Origin of the sequence: Duganella callida, from assembly GCF_004614165.1 — a bacterium.
GTDB classification, from domain to species: Bacteria; Pseudomonadota; Gammaproteobacteria; order Burkholderiales; family Burkholderiaceae_D; genus Rugamonas; species Rugamonas callida.
The window spans coordinates 48,867-73,278 of the sequence record NZ_SPVG01000213.1; the positions used below are offsets into that span (position 1 = coordinate 48,867).

18 protein-coding genes are annotated in these 24,412 nt (G+C 64.0%); 8 read left to right on the plus strand and 10 right to left on the minus strand.

Annotated elements, in window-relative coordinates; genetic code table 11:
* Nucleotides 1-68: 68 nt before the first annotated feature.
* From E4L98_RS21870 to E4L98_RS21880, 3 genes are read right to left on the minus strand one after another with little or no spacing between them, the layout of a single operon-like run.
* Nucleotides 69-578, minus strand: coding sequence for a hypothetical protein (locus tag E4L98_RS21870; RefSeq protein WP_135203656.1), 510 nt, complete (start codon nucleotides 576-578; stop codon nucleotides 69-71).
* Nucleotides 579-609: 31 nt separating this feature from the next.
* Complete coding sequence (locus E4L98_RS21875) at nucleotides 610-2,394, minus strand: amidohydrolase (RefSeq protein WP_135203657.1); 1,785 nt, start codon at nucleotides 2,392-2,394, stop codon at nucleotides 610-612.
* Between the two features lie 12 nt (nucleotides 2,395-2,406).
* Entirely contained in the window at nucleotides 2,407-3,309 is a 903-nt protein-coding gene (locus tag E4L98_RS21880) for a DMT family transporter (protein WP_135203658.1), read from the minus strand.
* A 185-nt stretch (nucleotides 3,310-3,494) separates the two neighbouring features.
* Between E4L98_RS21880 and E4L98_RS21885 the strand changes: the two genes are divergently transcribed.
* Nucleotides 3,495-4,418, plus strand: a complete 924-nt coding sequence (locus tag E4L98_RS21885) for an AraC family transcriptional regulator (protein ID WP_135203659.1) — start codon at nucleotides 3,495-3,497, stop codon at nucleotides 4,416-4,418.
* On the opposite strand, the gene recQ is transcribed toward E4L98_RS21885, so the two are convergent.
* The 5 genes from recQ to E4L98_RS21910 all read right to left on the minus strand — a co-directional run bounded on the left by recQ (nucleotide 4,419) and on the right by E4L98_RS21910 (nucleotide 12,994).
* The gene (gene recQ / locus E4L98_RS21890) at nucleotides 4,419-6,239 is read right to left on the minus strand and encodes a DNA helicase RecQ (RefSeq protein ID WP_135203660.1); all 1,821 of its coding nucleotides are present in this window, start codon (nucleotides 6,237-6,239) and stop codon (nucleotides 4,419-4,421) included.
* Between the two features lie 27 nt (nucleotides 6,240-6,266).
* A complete protein-coding gene (locus E4L98_RS21895) occupies nucleotides 6,267-7,103 on the minus strand; it encodes an undecaprenyl-diphosphate phosphatase (RefSeq protein ID WP_135203661.1) in 837 nt (278 codons plus the stop codon).
* Between the two features lie 285 nt (nucleotides 7,104-7,388).
* Nucleotides 7,389-9,779 carry a TonB-dependent receptor gene (locus E4L98_RS21900; RefSeq protein WP_167761411.1) on the minus strand — a complete coding sequence of 797 codons (2,391 nt, stop codon included), beginning with the start codon at nucleotides 9,777-9,779 and terminating at the stop codon, nucleotides 7,389-7,391.
* Nucleotides 9,780-9,953: 174 nt separating this feature from the next.
* The gene (locus E4L98_RS21905) at nucleotides 9,954-12,146 is read right to left on the minus strand and encodes a glycoside hydrolase family 88 protein (protein WP_135203663.1); all 2,193 of its coding nucleotides are present in this window, start codon (nucleotides 12,144-12,146) and stop codon (nucleotides 9,954-9,956) included.
* 35 nt (nucleotides 12,147-12,181) lie between these two features.
* Nucleotides 12,182-12,994 (minus strand): NAD-dependent epimerase/dehydratase family protein, encoded by an 813-nt coding sequence (locus E4L98_RS21910; protein WP_135203664.1) that lies wholly within the window; start codon nucleotides 12,992-12,994, stop codon nucleotides 12,182-12,184.
* 86 nt (nucleotides 12,995-13,080) lie between these two features.
* Here E4L98_RS21910 and E4L98_RS21915 point away from each other — a divergent pair, with 86 nt between their 5' ends.
* The 6 genes from E4L98_RS21915 (at nucleotide 13,081) to gudD (ending at nucleotide 21,919) form a co-directional block, all read left to right on the plus strand.
* Entirely contained in the window at nucleotides 13,081-14,073 is a 993-nt protein-coding gene (locus E4L98_RS21915; protein WP_135203665.1) for a LacI family DNA-binding transcriptional regulator, read from the plus strand.
* 102 nt (nucleotides 14,074-14,175) lie between these two features.
* Nucleotides 14,176-16,053, plus strand: coding sequence for a hypothetical protein (locus tag E4L98_RS21920; protein ID WP_135203666.1), 1,878 nt, complete (start codon nucleotides 14,176-14,178; stop codon nucleotides 16,051-16,053).
* Nucleotides 16,054-16,072: 19 nt separating this feature from the next.
* Nucleotides 16,073-16,453: a 5-carboxymethyl-2-hydroxymuconate Delta-isomerase gene (locus E4L98_RS21925; RefSeq protein WP_135203667.1), complete on the plus strand. Its 381-nt coding sequence runs from the start codon at nucleotides 16,073-16,075 to the stop codon at nucleotides 16,451-16,453.
* 20 nt (nucleotides 16,454-16,473) lie between these two features.
* Nucleotides 16,474-18,375: a glycoside hydrolase family 2 protein gene (locus tag E4L98_RS21930; RefSeq protein ID WP_135203668.1), complete on the plus strand. Its 1,902-nt coding sequence runs from the start codon at nucleotides 16,474-16,476 to the stop codon at nucleotides 18,373-18,375.
* Nucleotides 18,372-20,594, plus strand: a complete 2,223-nt coding sequence (locus E4L98_RS21935) for a glycoside hydrolase family 3 N-terminal domain-containing protein (RefSeq protein WP_135203669.1) — start codon at nucleotides 18,372-18,374, stop codon at nucleotides 20,592-20,594. Before E4L98_RS21930 ends, E4L98_RS21935 begins: the two co-directional genes overlap by 4 nt.
* Nucleotides 20,594-21,919 carry a glucarate dehydratase gene (gene gudD / locus E4L98_RS21940; protein WP_135203670.1) on the plus strand — a complete coding sequence of 442 codons (1,326 nt, stop codon included), beginning with the start codon at nucleotides 20,594-20,596 and terminating at the stop codon, nucleotides 21,917-21,919. The genes E4L98_RS21935 and gudD overlap by 1 nt, the downstream gene beginning before the upstream one ends.
* Here gudD and E4L98_RS21945 read toward each other — a convergent pair whose 3' ends face one another.
* Together E4L98_RS21945 and E4L98_RS21950 are read right to left on the minus strand one after the other, a co-directional pair.
* Nucleotides 21,920-22,627 carry a substrate-binding periplasmic protein gene (locus E4L98_RS21945; protein ID WP_135203671.1) on the minus strand — a complete coding sequence of 236 codons (708 nt, stop codon included), beginning with the start codon at nucleotides 22,625-22,627 and terminating at the stop codon, nucleotides 21,920-21,922. It abuts the gene before it with no gap.
* Nucleotides 22,627-23,523 (minus strand): LysR substrate-binding domain-containing protein, encoded by an 897-nt coding sequence (locus E4L98_RS21950; protein ID WP_135203672.1) that lies wholly within the window; start codon nucleotides 23,521-23,523, stop codon nucleotides 22,627-22,629. The genes E4L98_RS21945 and E4L98_RS21950 overlap by 1 nt, the downstream gene beginning before the upstream one ends.
* A 303-nt stretch (nucleotides 23,524-23,826) precedes the next feature.
* On the opposite strand from E4L98_RS21950, the gene E4L98_RS21955 reads away from it, so the two are divergent.
* The gene (locus E4L98_RS21955) at nucleotides 23,827-24,357 is read left to right on the plus strand and encodes a GNAT family N-acetyltransferase (RefSeq protein WP_135203673.1); all 531 of its coding nucleotides are present in this window, start codon (nucleotides 23,827-23,829) and stop codon (nucleotides 24,355-24,357) included.
* The last annotated feature ends 55 nt before the right edge of the window (nucleotides 24,358-24,412 follow it).

Below are 24,412 nucleotides of genomic sequence, written 5' to 3' on the forward strand. Positions count from 1 at the left end.
AACAGATGGGCATAGTCAGCATGGTTCCCGCGTGCGCGGGAATGACAAGTGGCGGCGCGGCCGCGCGTTCATTTTTCCAGTGGCTCCACGTCCAGCACCACCACGTACTGCAGGCGCTTGCCCTGCCACGCCGCGCCGCCGCGCACTTGCGCATCGCAGCTGCTCAACTGTCCCACGGCTTCCTTCTTGCGCAGCAGCTCACGGAAATTGACGGCTGCCTTCTGCGACAGATAGCCGACCATCCGGCCTTCGATAAAGACCGCCACGGCCAGATTCTCATAGGCGTTGCGATCATCGGGCATCAGCGTCGCCACGTAATGCTTGGCCGCCGCAACGTCGCCATGATCGCCCGCCAGCGCCTTCAGCGTCGGCTGGTAGCGCGATTCCGTCATCACCTCCACCATGAAGCGGCCGCCGTCGGACCAGCGCAGCGCCGGCGCGGCGTCCGGCAGCACCGGTTCATAAGGCACGCCGCTCGGCAGCGGCAAAGGCTTGGCCTTGACCGGGTTGGTCTTGATGATGGCATAGACCACCGCCGCCGTGGCGACGATGATCAGCAGGGAAATGAGCATTTGCATGGAGCGCTTCGATCAGACAAAGGCCGACAGTTTACCGCATGCCCTTGGACTCGTAGACGATTTTGCCGCCCACCATGGTCTGCAGCACCTTGACGTTGGCGATGTCCTCGGCCGGGATGGTGAAGAAATTCCGATCGAGGACGATCAGGTCGGCCAGCTTGCCGACTTCCAGCGAACCGGTTTCCTTCTCCTGGCGCAGCGTGTAGGCGGCATTGATGGTGATCGCGCGCAGCACCTCGGCGCGCGGCATGCCCGGTTGCGCGGTCAGCGTGCCGCCGTATTCCGGGCCCGCGTCCGGCGCGGCGGTGCGGGTCACGCCGACCTTCAGCGCGAACCATTCGTCGAGCGGATCGACCGGCCAGTCGCTGCCATAGGCGATGCGCCCGCCGGCGTTGAGCAGCAGCGCCTGCGGTTCGACCAGGGCATAGCGCTGCGGTCCCATGTAATCCTTCAGCGCGCCCAAAGTGTCCGGCGCCGGTTTGGCCCACTGGAAGGACAACACCGGCGTCACATCCAGCTTGGCGAAGCGCGGATAATCGGTGGGATCGACGATTTCATCGTGCGCCAGCGCCGGGCGCACCAGTTTGCCGGCCGGCGTGGCGCGCAGCCATTCGATGGCGTCCAGCGATTCGCGCACGGCGCGGTCGCCATCGACGTGGATGTGCGGATCGATGTGGGCGCGCGCCAGTGCATCCAGCGTCTGGCGCAGCGATTCGGCCGAAAAATAACTGGCCGGGCCGCTGGACGGGCCGGGCTGCCAGTCCGGCTTGTCCGGCGTGCCCTTGTTGACCAGGTAGGGGGCGATCATCGCGCCGGTGAAGGCGGGGGCCGAGATCACACCGTCCATGAACAGCTTGGCGTGCCGTACCTGCATCGATGGCGCGACCTTGGTCGGTCCCTGGTCGAACTGCTTCTGCTGCTTGAGCAGTTCGGCCACCGCGCTTTGCGGCGTCGCGCCCTTATCCAGATCGATCAGCACCGCGAAGTGCGCGCGTGCCGTCAGCTTGCCCTGTTTCTGCAGGTCCGTGAAGGCGGTCATGGTTTCCGGATCGGTGTAGGCGTCGAGGAAGCTGGTGATGCCCTGCTGGCGCATCGCCGCCAGCGCGGCCTTGGAGGCGGACAGGTTCTCTGCCACCGTCAGCGGGGGCAGCAGATTCATGGCCAGATCCTGGGCGGCATCCTCGAGCAGACCGGTGGCGTTGCCCTTGTCGTCGCGGGTGATCTTGCCGCCAGCGGGATCGGGCGTGGCGCGTTCTATCTTCGCGGTCTGGATGCCCCTGGAGTTCAGCAGCGCCGAGTGGCCGAACGAGGAACGGACGATGATGGGGCGCTCGGTCTTGAGCGCATCGAGCGTGGCGGCCGTCATCTCCACGCCATCGGGCTGCATGCCCTGCTGGAACCAGTTCACCACGATCATCCAGCGATCGGGGCCGGACTTCTTGTCGTTGTCGAGACAAGCCTGAATGCGCGACTGGAATTCGGCGACGGTCAGCTTCTCGTAATTCAGGCTGCAGTTGAGCAGGCGGCTGCCGCCCGATTGCGGATGCATGTGACCATCGATCAGGCCCGGCATCAGCATGCGGCCGTGCAGATCGATCACCTCCGTCTTGCGGCCGGTATGGGCTGTCACGCCGGCGTCATCGCCGACATACACAATGCGTCCGCCGCGCACGGCCAGCGCCTGCTGCACGCTGTCCTTGCCATCGACAGTATAGATATAACCGTTGCGGTAGACCGTATCGGCCGGCCTGGTCTCGGCCTGCGCCGTGGCGAAAAGGCCCAGTGCCAGAACTGCGAGCAAGCCGGTCTTGATCATATAATCCCTCGTCTAAGTGGCTCCCATGCGCCTGGCCAGCAGGGATGGCGGCAGAAACGCCAGCAGATTCCCCGCCAGTACCAGCGCCAGCCCGCACAAGGCCAGCGGCGTCCAATGATAGCCTTCGTAAATGGTCGAAATGGTCAGCGCTACGATGGGGAATAATACCGTGGAATAGGCCGCGCGGTCCGGCCCGATGCGGCCCACCAGCAACAGATACGCGGTAAAGCCGACCACCGACCCCGGTATCGCCAGGTACAGCAGCGCGCCCAGATAGCGCGGCGCAGGATCGACGATGAACGGCATCCCCAGCGCCAGCGCGGCGACGCCCAGCGTGGTCGAACCGATCAGCATGGCCCAGGTATTGGTCAGCCATGGCGTCAGGCCGAGGTTCAGCGACTGCATGCGGCTGGACAGCAGGTTCCCGCACGAGAAGCACAGGGTGCCGCCGATGGTGAGCGCGAGGCCGGTCAGCGTATGGCTGTCATGCCAGTGGCCGGCCATTTGCGGCGCGAACAGCAGCAGGATGCCGCCGAGGCCGAGCAGGGCGCCCAGTATCACTTGCGGCTTGATGGCGCGACCGAGAAAGATGCGGCCGTTGATCGCGTTCCACAGCGGCGCGGTGGAAAACACCACCGCTTCCAGTCCGCTGGTGATCCACTGGCTGGCGTAATAGAAGCACAGGAAGTTCAGGCAGAACAGCGCGATACCCTGCGCAAACAGGTAGGGCCAGGCCTGGCGCGGCGGCCACCAGGTCTTGCGGGCGATCAGCAGGCCGGCCAGCAGCACCGCGCTGGCGATCCAGAAGCGATACGCGATCGACACCGGCGCCGGCACCACGCCGATCTGGAAAGAAATGGCGATCCAGGTGGTACCCCAGATCAGCACGGTCAGGATGTAGAGAAAGATATTCATGCCGCCAGCATGCCGCCCGCGCGGCCACCCCGCTTGTCTGAAATTGCGTAAATCCGGGGTCAGGTCTCCCATTGCGTCACGAGCTCATGCTGCAATGGAAGACCTGACCCCGGAGTTGTCTGAAATTGCGCATTTTGCGGTAGTGGCCGGCGGTGGCGCCGGGGGCGTGCTAGACTTTTCGGACTATGCCAGCCCGTCCCGCCATCGCTCATGCGCTTGAATCGCCTCCCGTGCCGGAGGGGGCGTTGTCGCGCTCGGTCTTCAAGACCATGTCGGAGACGGATGCGCAGCTGGAGCGCTTTGCCTGGCTCGGCGATGAGCTGGCCGTGGCGATCTGGCGCCGCGAGACGGTGGTGGCCGAGACCAGCTACGACAAGCCGGGCCACCATACGCTGTCGTGCTACATGAATGGCGGCCACCGCACCGAGCGCTGGGAGTTGCCGGGCCTGTACGGCGGGCCGAAACGTCTGTGCACGCTGCCGGACTGGCACGAGTCGTCGTGGACGGTGCGCGGGCACATGCATTTCATGCACCTGTACTTTTTGCCCGAGCATTTCACGCGCCGCGCGGTGGTGGAGCTGGACCGCGAACCGCGCGGGCTGACCTTGAGCGACCGCACCTATTTTGAGCACGACCGCATCGCGCAGATGTGCGCCACGCTGGCGGCGATGCCATGGGATGGTGCCGACGCGCAGCTGCGCGCCAACGAGGTGGCGCATGAAACCCTGAGTCAGCTGCTGCTGGCGCAGTCGGTGCCGCAGCACCAGCAGTGCGTGCGCGGCGGCCTGGCGCCGGTGGTGCGACGCCGTCTGGCCGATTACATCGAGGCGCACCTGGCACAGACCATCACGCTGGGCATGCTGGCCGAACTGGCCTGCATGTCGGAGTATCACCTGGTGCGCATGTTCAAACTGTCGTTCGGCATGTCGCCCTCCGCCTGGATCGCCGCGCGCCGCATCGATCACGCACGCGGTCTGCTGAAGCATACCGACCAGCCCTTGCAGCAGATCGCCGACGCCTGCGGTTACGCCGACCTCAGCCACTTCAGCCACCGCTTCCGCGCCGCGGTCGGCGCGGCCCCCAGCCGCTACCGGAGCATTCTTGCCTGATCAGTCCATCTCGCTGATCAGCGCGACAATCTCGTCGCCATACGAGGCCAGCTTCTTCTCGCCCACGCCCGAAATGCCACGCAGGTCGTCCAGCGCGGTGGGGCGGGCCTTGGCGATTTCGCGCAGGGTGGCGTCGTTGAAGATGATGTAGGCGGCGACGTTGTGTTCGCGCGCGGTGCCCATGCGCCACGAGCGCAGGCGGTCGAAGATGCGCTGTTCCTGTGCCGACAGATCGGTCTCCACGTAATCCTTGACCGCGCGGCTGGGCTTCTGCTTGACCGGTTTCTGGTACTGGCGCAGCTGTACCTTCTGCCCGCCCTTCAGCACCGGGCGCGCGGCCTCGGTCAGTTTCAACGAGCTGAATTGCTCGTGATCCACCGTCAGCAGGCCGAGCGCGATCACCTGGCGCAGGATGGCGCGCCACTCCTGTTCGCTGCGGTCGGCGCCGATGCCGAACACCGACAGCGAGTCGTGATGCCAGGTCTTGATCCGGTCCGTCTCCTGGCCGCGCAGCACGTCGATGACGTGACCGGCCGCGAAGCGCTGGTCGACGCGGTACACGGCCGACAGCAGTTTCTGCACCGGCACCGTGCCATCGAACGACACCGGCGGGATCAGACAAGTGTCGCAATTGCCGCACGGGCCGGCCTTTTCGCCGAAGTAGTCGAGCAGGCGCACGCGCCGGCAGCTCAGCGTCTCGCACAGGCCCAGCATCGCATCGAGCTTGGCGCCCAGCACGCGCTTGAAGGTTTCGTCGGCCTCGGATTCGTCGATCATGCGCCGCTGCAGCACCACGTCCTGCAGGCCGTAGGCCATCCAGGCGCTGGCCGGCATGCCGTCGCGGCCGGCGCGGCCGGTCTCCTGGTAGTAGCCCTCGATGCTCTTGGGCAGGTCCAGGTGGCAGACGAAGCGCACGTCCGGCTTGTCGATGCCCATGCCGAAGGCGATGGTGGCGCACATGACGATGTTTTCTTCGCGCAGGAAACGCGCCTGGTTGGCGGCGCGCACCGAATGCTCCATGCCGGCGTGATAGGCCAGCGCGCGCACACCGTTTTCGTTCAAGAATTCCGCCGTCTCCTCCACCTTCTTGCGCGACAGGCAGTAGACGATGCCGCAGTCGCCGCCGTGCTCGGTGGTGATGAAATCGAGCAGCTGCTTGCGGCCATTGCCCTTTTCGACGATCTGGTAGCGGATGTTGGGACGGTCGAACGAGGACACGAACTGTGCCGCGTCCTGCAGTTGCAGCCGGTGCACGATCTCGGCGCGCGTCTGCGGATCGGCGGTGGCGGTCAGCGCGATGCGCGGCACGTTCGGGAACTGCTCGTGCAGCACCGACAGCTTGATGTACTCGGGGCGGAAGTCGTGTCCCCATTGCGACACGCAGTGCGCCTCGTCGATGGCGAACAGCGCGATCTTCGAATCCAGGAACAGGTTCAGGCAGCGCTCCGTCATCAGCCGCTCGGGGGCGACGTACACCAGGTCGATTTCGCCGGTGCGCACCAGCCGTTCGATGCGGCTGGCTTCCTCGTAGGTCTGGGTGGAGTTCAGGAAGGCCGCGCGTACGCCGACTTCGGCCAGCGCATCGACCTGATCCTGCATCAGCGCGATCAGCGGCGACACCACCACGCCGACGCCGTCGCGCAGCAGGGCCGGGATCTGGTAGCACAGCGACTTGCCGCCGCCGGTGGGCATCAGCACCAGCGCGTCGCCGCCATTGGCGACCTGGTCGACAATCTCCGCCTGCTGGCCGCGGAAGGCTGGATAGCCGAAGACGGTCTGCAGCAGGTGGATGGCGCGTTCGTGGATTTCCTGATGACTCATGGTGCTACTGCAACTGCTTTCAAAGATTTAATCGGCCCAGATAATAACGCCAGTGTAACCGGTGATCAGCACCAGCAGGCCAAATGCGATGCGATACCACGCAAACGCGGTGAAAGTATGGGAGCTGATGTAGCGCAGCAGCCAGCGCACGCACAGGAAGGCGGAGATAAATGCCGAGATGGTGCCGATCGTGAACAGAGGCAAGTCCGACGCCGACAGCAGCGCGCGTTCCTTGTACAGCGAATACACGGTGGCGCCGACCAGGGTCGGCATCGCCAGGAAGAACGAAAACTCGGTGGCGACCTGGCGCGACAGGCCGAAAATCATGCTGCCCATGATGGTGGCGCCCGAGCGGCTGGTGCCCGGAATCAGCGCGAAGGCTTGGGCGATGCCGATTTTCAGCGCATCGACCGGGGTGATGTCGTCGACCGAATTGATACGGGCCACGCCCGGATTGTTTTTGGCGCGCTTTTCCACCCACAGGATCACGAAGCCGCCGATGATGAAGGCCAGCGCCACCGGCACCGGCGCGAACAGCACCTGCTTGATGGCCTTGTTGAACAGCACGCCCAGCACGGCGGCCGGCAGGAAGGCGATCAGCACATTGATGACGAAGCGCTGCTGTTTCGGATCGCCGAGACCGCCCAGGATGGCGGCGATGCGGGCGCGGTATTCCCAGAACACGGCCAGCATGGCGCCGGCCTGGATCACGATCTCGAACACCTTCATTTTCTCTTCCATGCCCTGGAAGCCCAGCAGGTGCTCCGCCAGAATCAGGTGGCCAGTGGATGAAATCGGCAGGAATTCCGTGAAACCTTCAACCAGGCCCATGACAAGGGCTTTCAGCGCGAGAACGATATCCATGAATTAAGTTTTTACACGTGGAAGTTGGGGAAGTGAGGGAGGCGAGCAGGGCGCCGGGGTCGAAGCTTACCATGTTCAGCCGCGGCCGTTGTCAATCTGACTCAAGCGTAATCTGGCCCGCTGACAGGGAAATGAAAAAAAATCCCGCTGACCGGGGGAGACAAGCGTCGGTCAGCGGGACAAAGCAGCGACTTACAGCGGAGTCGCGGGAGATGCGCGTTTGGGGACAGACCACGATTTTGCAACAAGCGCGCTTGTTGCAAAATCGTGGTCTGTCCCCGGTGTTTAGAAGGTCACGTCGAGGCGGGCGCCGAAGTAGCGCTGGAAGTCGCGCGGCGGCAGCCATTCGGTGGTGTTGACCGCGATCGGCGTGTTCGGCGCTTTCGGGCTCCAGGTGCCGTTGGCGATGGCGCTGTTCAGGCCGGCCGCGTAGCGCTTGTCGAACAGGTTGTTGACCAGGAAGGTCACCTTGTAGCGGTCCTGCTTGTCCTTGACGCCGAAGCTCAGGTTGGCGATGTTGTACGCGCCCTGGATGGTGTTCGGGTCCTGGTTCAGCGAGAACTGCGTGCGGCTCTGGTAGCGCGTGGAGCCGGCGACGAAGCCGTTGAAGCTGTATGGCAGCGTGACGTCGTACTGCGCGCCCAGGTTGACTTTCACCTTCGGCGCGTTGGGCAGGGTCTTGCCGGCCAGGTTTTGCACGTAGGTGTTGTTGTACTTGGCGCTCAGCGCGCAGCCCGGACCGGGCACGCCGGCGGTGCCGGCCGCGTTCAGCACGTTGTAGCAGGGACCGTTCTCGAATTCCTGGATGGTCGCCTCGGTGTAGGCGAAGCTGCCGTTCAGCTGCAGCCCGCGCGTCACGCGCCAGCTGCCTTCCAGTTCCACGCCCTGGGTGCGCAGGCCGCCGATGCTGTTCAGGCCGGTGCGGTAGGTGCCGTCGTCGTCAAAGAAGCTGGACGATTGCTGGAAATGGCGGAAGTTGGTGCGGAACAGGGCCAGGCTGAACATGGCGCGGTTGTCCAGCAGGCTTTGCTTCCAGCCCAGCTCGTAGCTCTTGGCGGTTTCCGGCGCCACCGCCGGCAGCTTGGCCGTGGCGGCGGTGAAGCCCGAGGTCAGGTCGTAGGCCTTGCCCTTGTGGCCGGTCGAGGCCATGGCGTAGAACATGGTGTCCTTGTTCAGGCGGTGCTCCAGGCCGAGCTTGCCGGTGGTGCTCTTGTCGGTGTCGGCCTTGGTGTAGAACTCGGTCAGGGCGAACGATTGCGGCGGCACGGTGTAGCGGCGGAAGTTGTAGCCGGTGTCTTCCAGGTTGTAGCGCGCGCCCAGGATCAGGCTGGTATCGGGACGGAAGTCCCACGAGCCCTGGCCATAGACGGCCTTGCTGACGTTCCAGGCGTCGGCGCCGTACGAGGTGCCGTAGGCCTGGATCAGCGGCGCCTTGGTCAGCTCGCGGGTCAGCGCGTTCTTGCCGTACCACAGGCCGGCGACGTAACGGATCGCGCCCTTGTCCGGCGAGGTCAGGCGGAATTCCTGGGTGGTCGATTTGACGTCGAAGAAGCCATACTGGTACAGGCCGCCATGCATGCCGGTCGGCTGGCCGTTCGGCAGCAGCAGGAACGGCAGGATGTCGACGTCGGTGTTGTCGTTGTCCTGGTAGTCGTCCATGTGGTAGCTGCTGTAGGACGAGATCGAGCTCAGCGTGTGGCCTTTCAGCGGGCTGTTGTCGTCGAAGGCCCAGTCCAGCTTGACGCCGGTGCCGGCGTCGTGGAACTTGCCGCCGGTCGGGTAATCGTTGCGCACGCTGCGGTTGTCCGGGCCGATGGTGATGCCGGACAGGACCACCGACGGCGGCAGCTGCGGCGCGTTGCGGTACAGCGCGCCCGGCGTCATCGAGGTGAACGCGGTCGAGCAGCAGAATTTCTCGGTGCGGTTGTAGTGCGGCGTCAGGGTCAGGGTCAGCTGGTCGAGCGGCTGCCATTCGAGCTTGCCGCTGAGGTTGTCGCCCTTGGAACCGTTCAGCTTCTTGCCGGTGGTGAGGTCGTTCAGGGTGCCGTCGTAATTGGTCTTGCTGGCCGCCAGCCGCACGCGCAGGGTGTCCGACACCGAGCCGCCGGTGCTGAAGCCGACACGCCATTCATCGTCGTTGGTGATGTAGCTGGTGGCGTTGGTCTTCCACGGGCCGCCGAGCGGCTTGGTGGTGATGTTGATCGCGCCGGCGATCGAGCTCTTGCCGAACAGCGTGCTCTGCGGGCCTTTCAGCACCTCGATGCGGCCGACGTCGGCCAGGTCCTTGAAGGCGCCGGCCTGCATGCCCAGCGGCACGTCGTCGACGATCACCGCCACGTCCGCCTCGACGCCGATGCCCAGCGAGAAGGTGCCGATGCCGCGCATGTTGATGCTGAAGTTGCCCGGCTGGGTGCCGTAGCTCAGGGTCAGCGCCGGCGACAATGCCGGGATGTCTTCCAGGTCGCGCACGTTGGCGCGCTGCAGCACCGCGTCGTTGAGGACGGTGATGGAGGCGGGCACGTCCTGCAGATTCTGTGCGCGCTTGTTGGCGGTCACGATGACCGATTCGAGCTTGCCGGTGTCGGCGTCCTGCGCCGCGGCGTGGCCGGCCGCGGCCAGCAGGGCGAGGGATACTGCCGCCGTGAGGAGGCGCAGTTGCGGTTGTTTCGATTGCATGTGGTGATCTCCGATGTTTTTGTTCCGCTGATGCGGTGTCTCTTTGTGCTTCGGAATTACTTGGGTCCGCCTGTCTCCGTGGTGGTTTGCCTCCTGCTTCATCTAGTTGATGGTAGCGCTTCCATCGTGCGCTATAAAAAAGCGGCGCCGTCCGGTCGGCGCCGCAAGCTGTGTTTAATCGGTCGATACTTTCAGCGGCAGTTTCAGTTTTTGCGCGTAGCGGTAGACGTAGCCGTCCCAGGCGTCCGCGTCGGCGAAGTCGCCGCTCTTGCTCCAGCCGGCGCCGAAGTAGTAGACGAAGGGCTGGCCCGGCTCGGCGTTGGCGATGGTCAGCTGCTGCTTGTCGATCACGTCGAACTTGTCGGCGCCGGCCGGCAGGATCACGCCGCAGCCGATGTTGCCGTCGTCGCCGTGCGCCGGCTGCCAGTAGCTGGTCAGGTGCTGTTCGCCGTTGGCGGTGTAGTGGCCTTCGCCGTCGCGCTGGACGATGCCCACGCCCACGGTCAGCGGACCTTTGCCGGTGGCCTTGAAGCGGGTCTCCACGCGCGTCATGTTGGAGCCGGCGTCGATCGAGAAGCGTTTTACTTCCGACACCTTGCGGCCGTTGCCGGCGTCCCAGTCGGCGTAGCTCAGCTCGAACACGGAGCGCAGCGGACCGTCTGCCAGCACTTTCCACTTGCTGAAGTTGGACGAGTTATGCAGCTTGCCGTCCGCCAGGATGGTGGTGCCACCGCAGCCGCGGCTCTGGCCCACGTCGTAGAAGTCCAGGCCTTCGCCGACGTCGTGGTGATATTCGCCGCGCTTGTACCAGGTGTCGACGATGGGGTAGCGCACCTTCTTGACCCAGACGTCCACGCCGCTGCTGATCAGGTGTTCCTTCGGATCCTTGATGATGGCCGGGCCGTACACGCGGTGCGCGCTGCGGTCGCTCTCCCAGGCGAAATCGTCGAGGCGCTCGGGCACGAAGCGGGCGTGGGTCTTGACGTCCGGCTTCGGCGTCACGGCCAGGCTGGCCGCCGGCAGTACCAGGTAGCGGCGGGTTTCGCCGGCCGCCAGATTCACCGGGAACAGGATGTTCTTGCCAATCACCTGCGAATTGACGATGGCCGAGGTGGCGGCATCCATCACCACCGGCTTGCTGACGCCGGATTTGACGGCGACTTCCGCCAGCTCGTCGCCGCGCAGGGTCTTGTCAGGATTGCTGACGCTGACCACCTGCGGCTTGGCTTTCTCCAGCACCGCCATGCGATAGATCTCGCTGCCGGCCAGCAGGAAGCCGCCGACGCCATAGACTTCGGTCAACTGGTCGTCGAACACTTTCGGCGCGGCGCCGATCGGCTGCACGTGGGTCAGCTTGCCGTCCGGGTTGACGTTGGCCACCAGCGCGCTCCATGCCTTGCGCACGGCCGGGCCGTAGGTCCTGGCATCGAGCAGGCCCTGGTTCACGCCGTAGGTCAGCGCATAGGTGTACAGGGCCGAGCCGCTGGACTCCTTCATCGGATAGCTGTCCGGGTCCAGCAGGCTGGCGCGCCACAGGCCATCGCTCTGCTGCAGGGTCAGGATCTTGGCCGCCATCTCCTTGTACTGCTGCTCGAAGCGCGCGCGTGCGGGATGGTTGGCCGGCAGGTATTCCATCATGCGTACCAGGCCGCCCATCACCCAGCCGTTGCCGCGGCCCCAGAATACCTTCTTGCCGTTGGCTTCGCGCTTGTCGAAGTAGGTGCTGTCGCGGTAGTACAGGTGTTCTTCCTTGTCGTACAGGTAGTCCGAGGTCGCCCACCATTCGCTGATGGCGAAGTCGAAATAGCGCGGGTCGCCAGTGACGGCCCACAGGCGCAGCCAGGCCGGCGGCGCCATGTACAGCGCGTCGCACCACGACCAGCGTTCCTGATTGCCCTTGACGGTGAAGTCCAGCGTGCCGCTGCGGCGGTTGGCCAGGATGTCGTCGAAATGGGCGCGCATCGGCGCAATCATCTTCGGATCGTGCGACTGCAAATACAGCTCGACGTAGGTCTGGCCGACGATGTGGTCATCGGCGTGGTAGTGGTTGGGACCCAGCTTCCAGTCGTTTTTCACCGCCATGGCGGTCATCGCATCGCGGAAGCGCGTGTCGCCGGAGATGCCGGCCAGCGCCATGATGCCGTTGTAGCCCACCGCCTGGGTCCAGTCGTCCGGACGGTGCTTGCTCGGATTGGCGAGCTGCCAGTCGGCAACGCGCTCCATCACGGACAGCACGGCTTTCGGATTGATGGCGGCCGACGGTGCCGCCGCCTGCGCGACGACAGCGTCGGCGGCGACAGCGCTTACAAGCGGGAACATGGCTGCCACGGCGGCCAGTACGGCGATACGCAGATGCGATGATTTCATGTAGGTGTCTCTGATTATAATTTTCGCGGTTGGATTTATTTGTACATCGGTCCAGCCGTCACGAACGGGCCGCCCTGATAAATCGTGGGCGCGTCGCCGGCTGCCGGATATTCTGCACTATCCGGGAAATTCGCGGCGAACTCGCTGGAACTGTGCTTGGGCACATAGCCCAGGTGCGAGGCGTGCTTGTTGTCCCACCACTTGGTGGCGTTGTCCGAGGTGCCGAAGGTGATGGTGTGGCCGACGCGTGCGGTGAACAGCGAGCAGCGGATCAGCTCCACCAGGTCGTCGTAGGCCAGGTAGGTGACCATCATGCGCGGGTTCTTCGGCTCCGGGAAGGAGGAGCCGATGCGCAGGCAGACGGTCTCGATGCCGAAGCGGTCGTAGTAGTAGCGGGTCAGCGCCTCGCCGAAGGCTTTCGAGATGCCGTAGAAACCGTCGGGACGCAGCGGCATGCTGGCGTCCACCAGGTCGGTGGTCTTGTAGTAGCCGACCACGTGGCTGGAGCTGGCGAACACCACGCGCTTGACGCCGCACTTGTGGATCGCTTCGTACAGGTGCTGCAGCCCCAGGATGTTGGCGTTCATGATGGGCTCGAACTTGTCTTCCACCGAGATGCCGCCGAAGTGCAGCACGGCGTCCACGCCCTCCATCATCTTCAGCACCTGGTCGCGGTCGCCCAGATCGCCGATGACGATTTCCTCGCCCTCGCGGGCCTCGCCCAGATCCTTGACGTCACTCAGGCGGACGATGTCGGCCCATGCCTTGGCGCGCTCGCGCAGGACGGTTCCCAGGCCGCCGCCGGCGCCGGTCAGCAGGATGCGTTTGAATGGTTTAGTAGTGGTCATGGGTTGCTTTTATAGGAGGGTAAAGGTATTGTGGTTAAACGTTTAATCGCAAGTATAGCGAAATTCTCCCCGAGGTCAATCGATTCATGAAAAAGCCCATCCCCACCATCCGCGACGTGGCCGCCGGCGCCGGCGTCTCCACCGCGACGGTGTCCAAGTTCGTCAACCGCGCGCAGCGCTTCTCGCCGCAGGTGGAGGAGGCGATTACGCGGGTGATCGCGGAGCTGGGTTACCGTTCCAATCCGCTGGCGCAGTCGATGATCACCGGGCGTACCATGAGTATCGGCGTGTCGGTGCTGGATGTGGCGAATCCGCACTTCGCCGCCGTGGTCAAGGGCGCCAACCGCGTGGCGCAGGCGCACGGCTATAACCTGCTGCTGGTCGATACCGAGGAAAATCCGCACCGCGAACGTCCGCTGCTGGAGGCGCTGAGCCGCCGCGTGGATGGCATGATCGTCATCTCGCGCATGACCGAGGCGCAGATGGACTGGATGCTGGAGCTGGGCAAGCCGCTGGTGTTCCTGGGCCGCCTGCAGCGCGATATCCCGTGGGTGACCGGCGACGACCACCGCGGCGCGTCGATGCTGACGCGCCACCTGATCACGCTGGGCAATCGCAAGCTGGCTTACCTGGGGTTTTCGAAATCGCGGCGCGACGAGGAGCGCCTGTCCGGCATCCGCGACTGCCTGGCCGGCAGCGGCATCGAGTTGGCGGTGTACGACGGCGCCGAGCCGTCGGCGCAGGAAGGGGAACGCATGAGTTCTTTCATCATGCTGGGCGCCCACCATCCCGATGCGCTGATCTGCTATAACGATCTGATGGCCATGGGCTTCATGAAGGCGGCGCAGACGCTGGGCTTCCGCGTGCCGGGCGATGTCTCGGTGGCGGGCTTCGACAACATCGCCTTCGCGAGCTACACTTCTCCGCCGTTGACGACGGTGGATCTGCAGAGCGAGCGCCTGGGCGCGGCGGCGATGGAGCAGCTGCTGGCGCAGATCGACGGCAAGGACGCGCCGCGCACCGGCATCATCGAGCCGCAACTGGTGCTGCGCAGCTCCACCACGAATCGTAACGAATAACGCACGGAATAGACGCACGCATAATCGCTTTACCTCATCCAGAAAATCACATACCATCCGGTTAAACGTTTTCCATAATAACTTCACCCCTCTGAGACACACATGACGACCCTCCGCCTCACTTCCACCGCGCTGGCCGTGCTGCTGGCCTTCGCCTCCGCCCCGCTGGTGCAAGCCGAAACGACGCCGGCCAACTACGTGCCGGCCAACGCCACCACGCCGATGAACCGCATCGTGCAGGACAACGCGTACAAACAGCTGGACTACTTCTTCAAGAAACTGGTGGCGGAGAAGGAAGCCATCGTCATGGACGGCTCGGCGCCGTTCAAGAGCGGCGACAAATTCCTGCCCGGTAAAGTCGCCGCCGGCCTGGGTCACGTGCTGCTGAACACCCCCAAGGACGATCCGTCGCTGGAACAGAAGCTCAAGGAATACCGTCAGATCGCCGACCTGACGGTCGACATGGACAACCACACTTGGGGCATCTACTACTACATGGGCACCCTGGTGAAGCTGAAGGAAGCCGGCCTGCTGGAGCGCGCCATCAGCCCGCAGACGCTGGAAAAGCTGCGCAAGAACCTGGACTGGCGCACCTTCGTCACCCCGCAGTGGGACCTGATCAGCCTTCCGACCAACTACTACGGCGTCGCCTTCAGCATCGCGCGCCTGCGCATGCTGATGGGCTGGGAAGATGAAAGCGCCGGCAAGGTGCTGCTGGAGAAAATGCTCACCCACTACAAGAAGTACTCGGGCAAATATGGCTTCTCCGACGAGACCGACGGCGAGGGCCGCTTCGACCGTTACAGCATCCTGTTGATCGCCGAGATCTGCGAACGCTTCCTGGAGACCGGCCTGCAGCCGACCGACGAACTGAAAACCCTGCTGCGCAAGGCCGCCGACATCGCGCTGAATTCCATGAACACCGCCGGCGACGGCTTCAGCTTCGGCCGCAGCCTGGGACCGTATGGCGAGACGGCGCTGGTGGAAATCCTGTCGGTGTCCGCCTACCTGAACGTGCTCACGCCGGAAGAGAAGCAGTACGCTTACGCCTTCTCCTCGCGCGTGGCGGCGCGCTACATGGACTTCTGGTACGACCCGGCCATGCACTCGCTGGACATGTGGGGCAAGGGCCGCCGCACCGACACCTATCGCGGCAAGCACCGCATCCTGGGCGAGAACTTCTCGCTGCTGCACCAGCTGATCTACACCAACGAAACCTGGAACAAGGCCGGCTTCAAGGACGCCGCGCCGAAGGCCGACCTGCAGCAATGGCTGGACAAGAACCGCCCGCAGTTCAGCGTCACCACCTTCGCACAGGGCGATTACGACCGCGCGCTGGCCATCTTCCGCGACGGGAAGCACGTGGTCAGCCTGAACATGATCAACGGCGGCAGCAGTCAGCATGACAACAGCCCTTACTACCCGCTGCCGTTCGCGCAAGGCATCGTCTCCGGTGTGGCGGACAGCGGCTATGCCCATCCGCAGCTGCTGCCCAAGTTCACCCTGGCCGACGGCACACAGCTGATCGGCGCGGCGTGGATCAAGGACATCAAGACCGCCAAGGATGGCCAGCGCTACACCGTCACCTACCGCCAGGACGAACTGGATAAGCTGGGCAAGAAAGGTCCGCAGAAGGATGCGCGCATCAAGCTGCAGACCACCTACACGCTGGAACACGGCCAGCTGACCCGCACCGACGTCTACACCCCGGTCGGCGCGCAGGAAGTGGACAAGGTGTCACTGGAATTCGCCTCTTTCTCGGATCAGGCTACCATTAAGGGCAACACCGTCACGTTCGCCCAGGGCGACGTGAAGGAGTACAGTGTCAGCGGCCTGCAGCAATGCCAGTCGGCGCCGACCAACGGCAACCATGATTTCATGGCGCCATACGGCCCGATGAAGACCCTGGTCAGCTGCAGCACCGGCAAGCTGACCATGAAAGATCCGCTGACGATCAAGTGGACCATCAAGTACCAGTAAAATCAGTAAAAGGAGCACCATGCCGCATCTGAAAATCGAATACACCGCCAATCTGGATGCGCATGCCGATGTCGGCGCCTTGTGCAAGGCGCTGTCGCACACGCTGGTCACGTTGAAAGACGCGACCGGCGCGCTGGTATTTCCGCTGTACGGCACCCGTGTGCTGGCGTATCCCGCCGTGCAGTACGCGGTGGCGGACGGCGAGCAGGGCAGGGCGTTCGTCTACCTCAATCTGCGTATCACGCCGGGCCGCAGCCCGGAGCTGGTGCGGACCATAGGCGAAACGCTGCTGTCCGCCGCGCGCGAACAACTGGCGGGGGTGATGGACAAGCTGCCGTTGCGTCTGACCTTGCACGTCGACGCGACCCCGTCGGATTACGAAGGCAAATTCACCAACTAATAAAACTTCAGGAGACATGCATGCAAAAAGTGTGGAAGTCGTTGTTATTGGCAGGCTGCCTCACCGCGAGCTTCGCGGCGATGGCGCAGGACGATCAGGCGCCGGGACAGGCACAGGCCAACCAGGGCACGGGCAAACGCGCGGAACTGGCCAAGCAACCGCCGACGCTGCAGAACATCTACGGCCGCCAGCACGTGCTGCTGGACGGTCGCTGGAACTACATCGTCGATCCGTATGAAACGGGCTTCTACAACTATCGTCGCCAGCCGTTCGACCAGTCGCCGAGCGGCGCCGGCGGCTTCTACGACGACCGCAAGCCGAAGAGCAAGGACGACGCGGTCGAATACGATTTCGACACTTCGCCGACCATGGCCGTTCCGGGCGACTGGAATTCGCAGAGCGCCAAGATGGAGTTTTACGAAGGCACGGTGTGGCTGCGCCAGAAGTTCAACGCCCAGCCGCAGGACGGCAAGCGCTACTTCCTCTACTTCGGCGCGGTCAACTACGAAGCGCACGTCTACCTGAACGGGAAGAAGATCGGCAGCCACAAGGGCGGCTTCACGCCATTCCAGTTCGAAGTCACCGGCAGCCTGCTGAAGGGCCAGAACGCGGTGGTGGTCAAGGCCGACAACACGCGCCACCAGGATGACATCCCGACCGTCAACACCGACTGGTGGAACTACGGCGGCATCACGCGCGACGTGATGCTGGTGGAGACGCCGTCGAACTATGTCGAGGATTACCAGATCCAGCTGGCCAAGGGCGACATGGGCCGCATCGAAGGCTATGTGCAACTGGCCGGCGACAAGCGTGCGCAGGACGTCACCATCGCCATTGCTGAGCTGAACCTGAAGACCACCGTGCATACCGACGCCAACGGCCGCGCCGCCGTCAGCATCGCCCTGCCGAAAAACAAGGTGCGCTACTGGACGCCGGAAGACCCGAAGCTTTACGCAGTCTCGATTGTTAGCGGTACCGACAAGCTGGAAGACCGCATCGGCCTGCGCACCATCGAGACGCGCGGCCACGATATTCTGCTGAACGGGCAGTCGATCTTCCTGCGCGGGATTTCGCTGCATGACGAGAATCCGCTGATCCCCGGCCGTCTGCGCGGCGAAGGCGACATGCGCATGATGCTGCAGTGGGCCAAGGACATGAACTGCAATTACGTGCGTCTGGCCCACTATCCCCACAGCGAGGAGATGATCAAGCTGGCCGATGAAATGGGCATCCTGGTCTGGGCCGAAGTGCCGGTGTACTGGACCATCTCGTGGGACAAGCCGGAAGTCTTCGCCAACGCCAGGCAGCAGCTGACCGACCTGGTGGTGCGCGACAAGAACCGCGCCAGCGTCATCATCTGGTCGATCGGTAACGAGACGCCGGTGAGCCCCGTGCGCACCGACTTCATGGGCAAGCTGGCCGACACCGTGCGCTCGCTGGACCGCACCCGCCTGGTGGGCGCGGCGCTGGAGGTGCACCGCAGCGGCGACGTGATCACCGTCGAAGATCCGCTGGCGGCGAAGATCGACCTCGCCAGCTTCAACGAATACGCCGGCTGGTACTGGACCAACAACAAGGAGATGCTGAAGTACTCCTTCAAGGTCGATTACAACAAGCCGGTGATCGTCACCGAGTTCGGCGCCGACGCGCTGGGCGGCTACCACGCCGACAGCGACACCAAGTGGAGCGAGGAATATCAGGACCAGCTGTACAAGAACACCTTCAAGATGCTGGACGCGATCCCCGGCCTGCGCGGCATGACGCCCTGGGTACTGGCGGACTTCCGTTCGCCGCGCCGTCCGCATCCCTACTACCAGGACTACTGGAACCGCAAGGGCCTGATCTCGGAGACCGGCAAGAAGAAGCAAGCCTTCTACACGCTGAAGTCGTATTACGACCAAAAACAACAACAGTACAAATGAAACCACACCACATCGTTGCCGCCGTCAGCGCGGCCTTCGCCCTGTCCGCGCACGCGCAGGACGCACAGATCGATCGCAAGGTCGATGAGCTGATGAAGAAAATGACGGTGGCTGAAAAAGTCGGCCAGCTGCACCAGCTGTCCGGCCGCCAGTTCACCGGTCCCACCAGCAGCGAATACGCCGACAAGCTGGCCGATATCCGCAACGGCAAGGTCGGCTCCATGCTGAACGTGAAAGGCGTGGCCGACACGCGCGAGATCCAGGCGCTGGCGCTGCAATCGCGCCTGAAGATCCCGCTGCTGTTCAGCCTCGACGTCATTCACGGCTACCAGACCGTGTTCCCGGTGCCATTGGGCGAATCCGCCTCGTGGGATCTGGACGCGATCGAACTGTCCGCGCACATCGCCGCCAGGGAGGCGGCGGCCGCCGGCATCCACTGGACCTTTGCGCCCATGGTGGACGTGGCGCGCGACCCGCGCTGGGGCCGCGTGATGGAAGGCGCCGGCGAAGACACCTATCTGGGCTCGAAGATTGCCGCCGCGCGCGTGCGCGGCTTCCAGGGCAAAAAGCTGGGCGCGGCCACCGATTCGGTGATGGCCACCGCCAAGCACTTCGCCGCCTACGGCGCCGCGATTGCCGGCCGCGATTACAACGCGGTCGACATGAGCAACCAGCAGCTGTACGAAACCTATCTGCCGCCGTTCAAGGCCGCCGCCGATGCGGGTGTGGCGACCTTCATGAACTCCTTCAATACGCTGAACGGCGTGCCGGCCACCGGCAGCGCATTTTTGCAGCGCGACATCCTGAAGGGCGCCTGGAACTACAAGGGCTTCGTGGTCAGCGACTGGGGTTCGGTGCGCGAGATGGTGCCGCATGGTTATGCGTCCGACCTGGCCGATGCCGCCGTCAAGGCCATCAACGCCGGCAACGACATGGACATGGAAGGCTATGCCTACAGCCAGCATCTGGAAGCCGCCGTCAAATCCGGCAAGGTGAAGATGGCCACGCTGGACGCGGCCGTGCACCGCGTGCTGTACAAGAAGTTCGAACTGGGCCTGTTCGACGATCCTTACCGCTATTCCGACGCCGCGCGCGAGAAGTCCGTGCTGGGCGATCAATCGCACCGCGCCGCCGCGCTGGACGTGGCGCAAAAGTCCATCGTCCTGCTGAAGAATGAAAGCCACTTCCTGCCCCTGTCGCGCGAGGCCAGACGTATCGCGGTGATCGGCCCGCTGGCCGATTCGCAGCGCGACCTGGAAGGCGGCTGGGTGGTGCAGGGCGAGCGTGCCAAGGTGGTCAGCATCCTGGAAGGCATGCGCAGCCACGCCGGCAAGGCGGAGATCAGCTACGCGGCGGCCTGCAAACCAGGCTGCGCAAGCAGCGAAGGCTTTGCCGACGCCGTCGCCACCGCCGCCAGGTCGGACGTGATCGTGCTGGCCGTGGGCGAGACCTGGGACCTGAGCGGCGAAGCCAAGTCGCGCACCGACATCACCCTGCCGGGACAGCAGGAAGCGCTGTTCGCCGCGCTGAAGGCCACCGGCAAGCCGATCGTGGTAGTGATGCTGGCCGGCCGTCCGCTGGTGTTCAACAGCATCGCCGACCAGGCGGACGCCATCGTCTACGCCTGGTTCCCCGGCAGCGAAGGCGGCAACGCGGTGGCCAACGTGCTGTTCGGCGACTACAACCCGTCGGGCAAGCTGCCGATCACCTTCCCGCGCAGCGTGGGCCAGATTCCGCTGTCGTACGTGCAGTACAACACCGGTCGTCCGGTCACCGACGAAAAGAATGTGGTCTACAAATCGGCCTACATCGATTCGGTGAACACGCCGCGCTACGCCTTCGGCCATGGCCTGAGCTATACCGACTTCAAATATTCGGGGCTGACCCTCAGCAGCCCGACCATGGGCAAGGGCCAGAAGGTGACGCTGTCCTTCGACCTGGCCAACAGCGGCAAGGTGGAGGGCACGGAAATCGTGCAGCTCTACCTGCGCGACATGGTGTCCTCTGTGGTGCGCCCGCTGAAGGAGCTGAAGGGCTTCGAGAAAGTGCACCTGAAGCCGGGCGAGACGCGCCGCGTGAGCTTCACCATCGACCGCGACACGCTGTCCTTCTTCAACAGCCAGCTGACATGGGGCGCCGAAGCGGGCGACTTCAAGCTGATGGTCGGCAGCGCATCGGATGACATCCGCCTCGAAAGCAATCTGACACTGACACAATAATGACCACACCTACCATTACCGCCATGCGGGTGATCCCCGTCGCGGGCCGCGACGGCATGCTGCTCAACCTGAGCGGCGCGCACGCGCCGTACTTCACCCGTAACCTGCTGATCCTGGCCGACAGCGCCGGCAACACCGGCGTCGGCGAAGTCCCCGGCGGCGAGAAGATCCGCGCCACGCTGGAGGATGCCCAGGCGCTGATCGTCGGCCAGTCCATCGGTCAGTACAACGCCATCCTGAACAAGGTGCGCGCGGCCTTTGCGGACCGCGACAGTGGCGGCCGCGGATTGCAGACCTTCGATCTGCGCATCGCCATCCACGCGGTGACGGCGATCGAATGCGCGCTGCTCGACCTGCTCGGCCAGCACCTGGGCGTGCCGCTGGCGGCGCTGCTCGGCGATGGCCAGCAGCGCGCGCAGGTGCCCATGCTCGGCTACCTGTTCTACGTCGGCGACCGTAACGTGACCGATCTGCCCTACGCCAGCGAGCCGGATGCCGAAGACGACTGGTTCCGCCTGCGCCACGAAAAGGCCATGGACGCCGAGGCCATCGTCGCCCTGGCCGAAGCGGCTTACCAGCGCTACGGCTTCAAGGACTTCAAGCTGAAGGGCGGCGTGCTGCGCGGCGAAGAGGAAATCGAAGCCGTCACCGCGCTGGCCGAACGCTTCCCCGACGCGCGCATCACGCTCGATCCGAACGGCGGCTGGCTGCTCAAGGATGCGATCCGCCTGTGCCGCGGCAGGGGCGATGTGCTGGCCTACGCGGAAGATCCGTGCGGCGCCGAGAACGGCTACTCGGGACGCGAGGTGATGGCCGAATTCCGCCGCGCCACCGGCCTGCCGACCGCCACCAACATGATCGCCACCGACTGGCGCGAAATGGGGCATGCGATCCAGCTGCAATCGGTGGACATCCCGCTGGCCGATCCGCATTTCTGGACCATGCAGGGATCGGTGCGGGTGGCGCAGCTGTGTCACGAATGGGGGCTGACCTGGGGCTCGCACTCCAACAACCACTTCGACGTTTCGCTGGCGATGTTCACCCACGTGGCGGCGGCCGCGCCGGGCAAGATCACCGCCATCGATACGCACTGGATCTGGCAGGACGGCCAGCGCCTCACCAAAGAACCGCTACAAATCGTCGGCGGGCTGGTGGACGTGCCGGCCAGGCCTGGCCTGGGCGTGGAGCTGGACATGGAACAGGTGGAGGCGGCGCATCAGCTCTACCTGTCCATGGGACTGGGCGCGCGCAACGACGCGATGGCGATGCAGTTCCTGATCCCCGGCTGGAGTTTCGATCCGAAGCGTCCTTGCCTGGTACGCTGATCAGCGCAGCTTCATGATCTGTGTCAGCTCGCCGTTTTTTTCCAGCGCCTCGATCGCGGCGTTGAATTCGGCGACGCTGATGCTGCTCTTGCGCGAGATCGCGCACATGGTCTTCACTTCGTACACCGTCAGCAGGTGATAGCCGGGCGCGATGATCTTCTCGGCGCTGAAACTGTCGACCACCGTGCGCGGCGTGATCACGTAATCGAAACGGCCGGCCGACCATTTGCGGATGGAGAGCATGGTCGACGGCGCATCGTCGCGCACGAAGTCCTTGCCTAGCGTCTTCTCCAGCTCCGGATAGCGGAAGCCCAGCACCGTGCCGATGGTCTTGCCGCGCAAATCGTCGAGGGCCGCCAGCGGCGCCACGCGCGGCGACGACATCACCACCTCGCTGACCGGCAGGAAGGGCTTGCTCCATTCCACCTCGCCCGGCAGCCATTGCGGCAGATAGGAGCACAGCACATCGCCGTCGCCGTTTTCCAGCGCCGCCATGACGCGCTTGCGCGGCAGCTGCACATACTTCACCGGACGGCCCAACTGGCGTGCCATGGCGGCGCCCAGCGCGTCCTGGAACAGCGGCCGGCCCTTGCGGTTGGCGGGCAGATTGCCATCGGCCTTTTCGACGTAGCGCAGCGGCGCCTTGGCGGTGGCGCCCTGGCCCGGCAAGGCGGCGATCAGCGCGGCGCCCAGCAATGAGAACAGCATCAGTTCAATCCTTTCTGCATTTCCGCGACTTCCTCATACAGCCAGTCGCGGAAGCGGGTGATCTTGCTCATGCCCTGCACGCTGCGGTTGAACAGCAGGCGATAGCCGCGCCGGTATGGCGCGCTCTCGCAGGCCACCATCTTCAGGGCGCCCTGGCACAAATCCTCGTAAGCGATGGCGTGCGATACCAGCGCCACGCCCTGACCGGCCAGCGCCGACTGCACCATCACCGCGAAGTTGGTGTAGCTGCGCGAGAAGTTGTACTGGCCGTTGAGCGCATTGTTATGCCGCAGCAGACGTATCCAGGTATCGGTGGTGGTTTCGTGCAGCAGGGGGTAGCGGTCCAGCGTCTGCAAGGTGATCTCCGTTTCGCCTGGCGCCAGCAGCGACGGGCTGTACACGGCCACCAGATAATCCTCAAACAGCAGATCGGGGTCGCCCGGGATCACATCATAGGTGCGCAGCGCGATGTCGGTGCTGCCATCGTTCATGTTCGCCAGCTGGTCGCTGGAATCGATGCGGATGTCGAGTTCCGGATACAGCTTGGTGAAGCGGGCGATGCGCGGCACCAGCCACTTGATCGCCAGCGAATGCGTGGTCGAGATGCGCAGGATTTTTTCCTCGTCGCCGCCCTGCAGCGCCGCGACCTTGGTATTCAGTTCGCCGAGCATGCGGCGCACTGTGGCGGCCAGGTCCTGACCCTTGTCGGTCAGCGTGATGTGGCGTGGATGGCGCACGAACAGATCGAAGCCCAGCGCCTCCTCCAGCTGCTTGACCTGCAGGCTGATCGCGGCCGGCGTCTTGTGCAGCTCCTGCGCCGCCAGCTTGAAACTGCCCCAGCGCGCCGCGCAATCGAAATCGATCAAGCCGGACAGGGACCGCAAAGTATTGGGCATGGCTAAGTTTTTCTTGCGCTAGGTTCGAAAATAACTCGTTTGATACCGAATTTATATTGGCCGAAAATATAACCCATACGCCGACAAAATTCCATGAACAAGTTTTTCTCGCAGGGAGACTGAAATGCAAACGCTTGCTTTGAATGCCGAAAAAGCCGTTCCTTCCGACTTCGCCGCGCGGGTGGCTGCCGAACTGGTCAGACTGTTGTCGCAGATGGCCGAGCGTGGGTGAATCGCGTGTTGTTCTTGAATTCTGGAGATTGATTCCAGTATAGTGGAGGCATCCACCATCAAGAGGGAATCATGAGCAAGCACGCCATCGTCCAGTGCAGCTTCGAGCGCCACGCGCCGGCCATCCTGGACATCTTCAACGACGCCATCCTGCACTCCACCGCGCTGTACGAATACAAGGAGCGCACCATGCAAACCATGACCGCATGGTTCGAAGCCAAGCGCAATGGCGGCTTCCCGGTGATCGGCATCGAAGATGAAAGCGGCACGCTGCTCGGTTTTGGCAGCTACGGCACCTTCCGCGCCTTCCCGGCCTTCAAGTACACGGTGGAGCACTCGGTCTACATCCACAAGGACCAGCGCGGCAAGGGGCTGGGCAAACTGATGCTGCAGGAACTGATCGCCGCCGCGCGCGGGCAGGGCCTGCACGCCATGATGGGTGGCATCGACGCCGCCAACGCCGGCAGCATCGCGCTGCACCAGCAGCTGGGTTTCAAGCACGTCGGCACCTTGCCCGAAGTCGGCTTCAAATTCGGCAAATGGCTGGACCTGGCCTTCTACCAGCTCACCCTCGACACTCCCGCCCACCCTATCGACGGCTGAAATCCGGGGTCAGTTCTGCCAATCGCACACGGGCTCTGCCGTAGCGCATGCGCTA